At 72.4% G+C, this 6,531-nt stretch carries 5 protein-coding genes; 3 read left to right on the forward strand and 2 right to left on the reverse strand.

Features of this window, described 5'->3' with window-relative positions:
* The first annotated feature begins 49 nt into the window (after positions 1 to 49).
* Positions 50 to 1,228, forward strand: a complete 1,179-nt coding sequence (locus ACFVU3_RS33605) for a lactate 2-monooxygenase (protein ID WP_390072282.1) — start codon at positions 50 to 52, stop codon at positions 1,226 to 1,228.
* 12 nt (positions 1,229 to 1,240) lie between these two features.
* Here the strand turns inward: ACFVU3_RS33605 and ACFVU3_RS33610 are convergent, their stop codons facing one another.
* Positions 1,241 to 1,660, reverse strand: coding sequence for a CBS domain-containing protein (locus ACFVU3_RS33610; protein ID WP_390072284.1), 420 nt, complete (start codon positions 1,658 to 1,660; stop codon positions 1,241 to 1,243).
* A gap of 200 nt (positions 1,661 to 1,860) precedes the next feature.
* Between ACFVU3_RS33610 and ACFVU3_RS33615 the strand changes: the two genes are divergently transcribed.
* Entirely contained in the window at positions 1,861 to 3,321 is a 1,461-nt protein-coding gene (locus ACFVU3_RS33615; RefSeq protein ID WP_390072286.1) for a basic amino acid/polyamine antiporter, read from the forward strand.
* Between the two features lie 52 nt (positions 3,322 to 3,373).
* Entirely contained in the window at positions 3,374 to 4,636 is a 1,263-nt protein-coding gene (locus ACFVU3_RS33620; protein WP_390072288.1) for an arginine deiminase, read from the forward strand.
* 11 nt (positions 4,637 to 4,647) lie between these two features.
* Here the strand turns inward: ACFVU3_RS33620 and ACFVU3_RS33625 are convergent, their stop codons facing one another.
* Positions 4,648 to 6,216, reverse strand: a complete 1,569-nt coding sequence (locus ACFVU3_RS33625) for a polysaccharide lyase family 1 protein (RefSeq protein ID WP_390072290.1) — start codon at positions 6,214 to 6,216, stop codon at positions 4,648 to 4,650.
* Between the last annotated feature and the right edge of the window lie 315 nt (positions 6,217 to 6,531).

Genomic DNA, 6,531 nt, shown 5'->3' on the forward strand with positions numbered 1-6,531 from the left:
CGGCCGGGGCGGGCCCGGCCGGGGCCGGCGAGGGAAGGGCGGAGCCAGGATGAGCGGCGCGTTCGGCGGGCGGTACGGCGACTACCAGAACGAGATCTACCTCGCCGGACTCGGCGGGGTGGTGCCCGCGCTGCCCATGACCTACGCCGGACTGGAAGCCCGGGCGGGCGCGGCGCTGCCGCCGTCGGTGCTGTCGTACGTGGCGGGCGGGGCGGGCGACGAGTTCACCCAGCGGGCGAACGTGACGGCCTTCGAACGCTGGGGCCTGGTGCCCCGGATGATGGTCGGGGCCGCCCGGCGGGACCTCGGCGTCGACCTCTTCGGACTCCGCCTCCCCTCACCGCTGTTCATGGCGCCGGTCGGCGTCATCGGCCTGTGCGCCCAGGACGGGCACGGCGACCTCGCCACCGCGCGCGCCGCCCGCCGCACCGGCGTGCCCATGGTCGCCTCCACCCTGAGCGTGGACCCGATGGAGGAGGTCGCCGCCGAGTTCGGCGACACCCCCGGCTTCTTCCAGCTCTACACGCCCACCGACCGTGACCTCGCGGAGAGCCTGGTGCGGCGTGCCGAGGCCGCCGGGTTCAAGGGCATCGTGGTCACCCTCGACACCTGGGTCACCGGCTGGCGCCCCCGTGACCTCGCCGCGAGCAACTTCCCGCAGCTGCGCGGTCACTGCCTCGCCAACTACACCTCGGACCCGGTCTTCCGCGCCCGTCTCGCCAAGGCGCCCGAGGAGGACCCGGGTGCCGCGATCCTCGAATGGGTCGGCGTCTTCGGCAACCCCCTCACCTGGGCCGATCTGCCGTGGCTGCGCTCCCTCACCGACCTGCCGCTGATCCTCAAGGGCCTCTGCCACCCCGAGGACGTGCGCCGCGCCCGCGACGGCGGGGTCGACGCCGTGTACTGCTCCAACCACGGCGGCCGGCAGGCCGACGGAGGGCTGCCCGCCCTCGACGCCCTCCCCGGTGTCGTCGAGGCCGCCGACGGACTGCCCGTCCTCTTCGACTCGGGCGTCCGCACCGGCGCGGACGCGGTCAAGGCGCTCGCCCTCGGTGCCACCGCCGTCGGCGTCGGCCGCCCCTACGCGTACGGCCTGGCGGCCGGCGGCGAGGACGGCGTCGTGCACGTCCTGCGCTCCCTCCTCGCCGAGGCGGACCTCATCATGGCCGTCGACGGCTATCCGGCCCTCGCCGACCTGCGCGCGGAGGGCGCCCTGCGCCGTCTCTGACGGTGCGGACGCTCAGGCCGGGCGGGAGACGTCGGAGACCAGGTCGCCCACCGTGCTGTCGGGCAGCCGGCGGGCCACGTCCGCCTGGGAGATGATGCCGACCAGCACGTGCCCGTCGATCACCGGAACCCGCCGGACCCTCCGGTCGGCCATGAGTTCCAGGACCAGCTCCAGCGAGTCGTCGGCGCCGACCGTGAGGAGTTCGCCCCGGGCCAGCTCGCCGGCGGTGCACGTGGCCGGGTCCCGCTCCTCGGCGACCACCCGGACCACGATGTCGCGGTCGGTGAGCATGCCCTTCAGGCGTTCGTCGGGCCCGCAGATCGGCAGCGCGCCGACGTCGAGCTCGGCCATCTTCCGCGCGGCGTCGACCACGCTCTCGTCGCTCCGGACGCAGGTCACGTCCGGGGTCATGATGTCGCGTGCCGTGGACATGGCGACCCCCTGCCGCTGTTCGTACCGTCGTGGACCCGTACACGCGGCGGCTGCCCGGTCCCCCGGACGGCATGCGTACCGACCCGGACCGCACGATTGGACAAAAGGGGCATAAGTGATCGGGGCGCATTAGAGTCTGATCGGCCCGACGCTCTTCCCCCCGCGCCCCATCGCGGCGCGCGCACCGGTGAGGTACGCCCATGACCACAGCGGAACCCGGCGCCGAGGCCGCCTCCGGCGGAGCTCCGCTGGCGGTCAAGCTCAGCCTCCTCACGCTCACCGCGATGGTCGTCGGCTCCATGGTCGGCGCCGGCGTCTTCTCGCTGCCCCGCCGCTTCGCCCAGGAGACCGGCGTCGCGGGCGCGCTCATCGCCTGGGCCGTCGCCGGCACCGGCATGCTGATGCTCGCGTTCGTCTTCCAGACGCTCGCCGTGCGCCGCCCCGACCTGGACGCCGGCGTGTACGCGTACGCCAAGGCGGGCTTCGGCGAGTACCTGGGCTTCTTCTCCGCCTTCGGCTACTGGGCCAGCGCCTGCGTCGGCAACGTCACCTACTGGGTCCTCATCATGTCGACGATCGGCGCGATCGCGCCCTCGCTCGGCGACGGGGACACCGCCCTCGCGATCGTTCTCTCCTCGGTCGGCCTCTGGTGCTTCTTCCTGCTCATCCGGCGCGGGGTGAAGGAGGCGGCGGCGATCAACCGGATCGTCACCGTCGCCAAGGTCGTGCCCATCCTGGTCTTCGTCCTCCTGGCCGTCTTCTGCTTCGAGCCCTCCGTCTTCGCCGAGAACTTCGGCGGCGCCGACTACGCGGGCTCCCTCTTCGACCAGGTCCGCGGCACCATGCTCGCCACCGTCTTCGTCTTCCTCGGGGTCGAGGGCGCCAGCGTCTACTCCCGGCACGCCCGGCGCCGCGAGGACGTCGGCCGCGCCACCGTCCTGGGCTTCCTCAGCGTCTTCGCCGTCTTCGCCTCGGTCACCATCGTGTCGTACGGCATCCTGCCCATGAGCGAGATCGCCGAACTGCGCCAGCCCTCCATGGCGGGCGTCCTGGAGGCGGCCGTCGGCACCTGGGGCAAGGCGTTCGTCAGCGTCGGCCTGATCGTCTCCGTCCTCGGCGCCTACCTCGCCTGGACGCTGATGGCCGCCGAGGTCCTCTTCGTCGCGGCCAAGGACGACGACATGCCGCGCTTCCTCGGCCGCGCCACGAAGGACGACGTCCCCGCCCCGGCCCTGCTCATGACCACCGCGCTGAGCCAGGCCGTCCTCGTCGTCACCGCCTTCTCCGACGACGCCTTCAACTTCGCCCTCGACCTCACCAGCGCCCTCAGCCTCATCCCCTTCCTCCTCGCCGCCGCCTTCGCCGTCAAGATCGCCCTGCGACCCCGGGAGAACCGGGTGGCCGGCGACAGCACCCGGCGGGAACTCGTCATCGCCTCCGTCGCCACCGTCTACACCGCCTTCCTGCTGTACGCGGCCGGGCTCAAGTTCGTCCTCGTCTCCCTGATCCTGTACGCCCCCGCCACCCTGCTCTTCGTCAAGGCCCGCCGGGAGCAGGGCCGGCGCCTCTTCTCCCCGCGCGAGGCGGTCATCTGCGCCGTCTCGGTGGCCGGTGCCGTCGTCGGCGTCCTCGCCCTCGCCGCCGGCTGGATCGAACTGTGAACGGCCCCGCGCGCCCCGGACCCGCGGACCGCCCCCACCGGAAAGGCCAGCGATGAACCCCGACACCCCCGAGGCCACCCGTCCCCTCGGCGTCCACTCCGAGGTCGGCCGGCTCCGCAAGGTCCTCGTCTGCGCACCGGGCCTCGCCCACCGCCGGCTCACGCCGACCAACTCGGACGACCTCCTCTTCGACGACGTGATGTGGGTGGAGAACGCCCAGCGCGACCACGCCGACTTCGTCAACAAGCTGGTCCAGCGCGGCGTCGAGGTCGTCGAGCTGCACAACCTGCTCACCGAGACCATGGCCCTCCCCGAGGCGAAGGCATGGCTCCTCGACCGCAAGATCGTCGCCAACGAGGTCGGCCTGGGGCTCATCGAGGACACCCGCGGCTTCCTCGACTCCCTCGCCCCGCGCGAACTCACCGACTACCTGATCGGCGGCCTCTCCACCGCCGACCTGCCCCAGGACATCCGCTCCGGATACGCGGCCCTCGCCCGTGAGGGCGTCGGCGCCCGCGAGTACCTGATGCCCCCGCTGCCCAACACCCTCTACACCCGGGACACCACCTGCTGGCTCTACGGCGGCGTCACGCTCAACCCGCTCTACTGGCCCGCCCGGCACGGCGAGACCCTCCTCATGAAGGCGGTCTACACCCACCACCCCGACTTCAGGGACGCCACCGTCTGGTGGGGCGACCCCGAGCGCGACTGGGGCCAGGCCACCTTCGAGGGCGGCGACATCATGCCCGTCGGCAACGGCGTCGTCCTCATGGGCATGAGCGAGCGCACCTCGCGCCAGGCCATCACCCAGGTGGCCCGCGCCCTCTTCGAGAACGGCGCCGCCCGGCACGTCGTCGTCGCGGGCATGCCCAAGCTGCGCTCCGCCATGCACCTCGACACCGTCTTCACCTTCGCCGACCGGGACGTCGTCACGCTCTACCCGAGGATCGTGGACGCGGTGCACAGCTTCTCGCTGCGCCCCTCCGACCGCGCTCCCGGCGTCGAGATCACCGACGAGGGCGACACCCCGTTCACGGACGTCGTCGCCAAGGCGCTGGGGCTGCCGGGGCTGCGGGTGATCGAGACCGGCGGCGACGTCTACGCCTCCGAGCGCCAGCAGTGGGACAGCGGCAACAACGCCGTCGCCCTGGAGCCGGGTGTGGTCTTCACCTACGACCGCAACACTCAGACCAACACGCTGCTGCGGAAGGCGGGCATCGAGGTCATCACGATCGTCGGCGCGGAGCTGGGCCGCGGACGCGGCGGCGGCCACTGCATGACCTGCCCCCTCGTCCGCGACCCGGTCGACTTCTGACGCCGCGCCGGTTACGCGTACGTCTCGAACTCGGCGACGCGCGGGGTGCCGGTGGCACCGGTGATCTCGAAGGTGACCTTGCTCAGCGCGGTCGCCGGGAAGGTGGCCGTGCCGGCCGCGCCGCCGGTGGCGAGGACGGCGCCGGTGTCGGCGTTCAGGAGGCGCCAGCCGGTGACCGTGCCCGCCCCTGCGGCCTCGCGGACGCGGACCGACGAGATCGTCGTCGGGGAGCCCCACTTGACCGAGACAGAGCCGGTGGTGCCGGCGGGCGACCAGTACGTGCCGAGGTTGCCGTCCCGGACGTTGCCGTAGCTGGTGCCGTCGGCCTTGCTGGAGCCGTCCGCGCCGGCGCCGATGCTCAGGTTGGTGCCGGACGGCGGGGCGGTGGTGGCGGTGGCCGTCGGGGTCGGAGTGGGCGTGGGCGTGGGCGTCGCGGTGGCGGTCGGGGTGGGCGTCGGGCTCGGGGTCTGCGGGGTGCAGGAGCCGTCGGAGACGAGCAGGCCCCTGCCCGCGCCGGCCGTGCGCGCCACGACGTCCGGGACGCAGGAGGCGCTGTCGGCGGTGTAGCCGTACGGGACGGACACGGTCGTGTTGGAGACCGGGTTCGGGCCGGCCGGGCGGTAGTCGGTTCCGGCGGGGGACCAGGTCACGTCGTCGAAGACGTTCCCGGCGACCTGCCAGTAGCCGGCCGCGTCCGTGTAGAAGGTGCCGAGGACGTCCTTGGAGTCCTCGAAGTAGTTGTTCTCGACCTTGGCGCGGGCGCCGGCGCGGGAGTTGATGCCCGACTCGTTCAGCTGCCTGTAGTGGTTGCTGTACATGTGGGCGATGCCGCCGCGCAGCAGCGGGGCGCGGGAGTCGATGTTCTCGTACAGGTTGTGGTGGTAGGTGATGAAGCCGTTGCTGAGCTCCGTCTCGCTGGAGCCGACCAGGCCGCCGCGGCCGGAGTTGCGCAGCACGCTGTAGGAGAGCGTCACGTACTGGGTGTTGTCCTTCATGTCGAACAGGCCGTCGAAGCCCTCGGACTCGCCGCCGGACGCCTCCAGGGTGACATGGTCGACCCAGACGTTCCGGACGTCGCTCTCCATGCCGATGGCGTCGCCGCCGTTGGAGGTGGGGGAGCCGGACTTCTTCACGTTCCGGACGGTGACGTTCTGGATGATGATGTTGCTCGACTCGCGGATGTGGATGCCGAGCTGGTCGAAGACGGCGCCCGAGCCGACGCCGACGATCGTGACGTTGCTGATCTGCTTGAGCTCGATGACCCCGGCGGCGGTGTTGCAGCTCGCGCCGGACACCTTGGCCGTGTTGGCGTGGTTGATCGTGCCCTCGACCTGGATGGTGATCGGGGTGCTGCTGGAGGCGCGTCCGCAGAGGGCCGCGTGGATCTCGGTGCCGGTGGTGGCCCGGACGGTCTGCCCGCCCGCGCCGCCGGTGGTCCCGCCGTTCTGGCTCGCGTAGCCGGTGGCGCCCGCGGTGGCGGCCGAGGCTTCCGGGATGGTCAGGACCGCGCCGGTGGCGGCCGCGACCGCCATGGCGGCCAGTGCCGCCCGGAGTCGCGTGGAGGGGGATCGTCGTCCCATGCTCGCCTGCCCTTTCGTAGACGTCCGCGGGAACGCGGACGTATGTCGTCGTCAGCCCCGTCCCTGGGAAAAACGCAACATCTAGAAAGCGCTCTCTAGAAAGCGCTTTCGGCGCGTGACGATAGGGGCGGCATCGCGTACCTGACAAGACTTCGGACACGACGGGTACGGAAGGAGCCGGCCGGCGGGACCCCGCCCGCGCCCCCGGGACGGTCCGGCGCGCCCCCGGCGAGGCCGCCACCGGCCCCCGGCGAGGCCGCCACCGGCCCCCGGCGCGGCCCCCACCCCCCCGGGGGCCCGCCGGGCCGGGCGCAT

This window comes from Streptomyces sp. NPDC058052 (assembly GCF_042885515.1).
In the GTDB taxonomy this organism is placed as follows: Bacteria; Actinomycetota; Actinomycetes; order Streptomycetales; family Streptomycetaceae; genus Streptomyces.